The 263-nt window shown below is 65.8% G+C and carries 1 protein-coding gene; it reads left to right on the top strand.

The annotated features are described in order from the left end of the window. The coding region (locus GE543_RS27230) for a hypothetical protein (RefSeq protein WP_218571937.1) at positions 1-263 on the top strand (263 nt) is incomplete at both ends.

Raw genomic sequence — 263 nt, 5'->3', positions numbered from 1 at the left:
CGAGCAACGAGCCAACGCCCCCGAGGCCGAGGTGACGCTGATCGAAGGCAACCACGACCGGCGCCTCCAGAAGTCGATCCTCCGCAACGCCAAGGCCGCGTTCGGACTGAAGCGGGCCAACGACCCGGAGTCGTGGCCGGTCCTGTCGGTGCCGAACCTGCTGCGCCTGGATGACCTGGGCGTCGAGTACGTCGAGGGCTACCCGGCCGGTGAGAAGTGGATCAACGACAACCTCGTGTGCATCCACGGTCACAAGGTCAACT

The organism is Pseudomonas sp. SZ57 (assembly GCF_009495975.1).
Classification (GTDB): Bacteria; Pseudomonadota; Gammaproteobacteria; order Pseudomonadales; family Pseudomonadaceae; genus Aquipseudomonas; species Aquipseudomonas syringae.
Note: the sequence above shows the minus strand (reverse complement) of the source record. Positions and strands in the feature narration are given on the sequence as shown.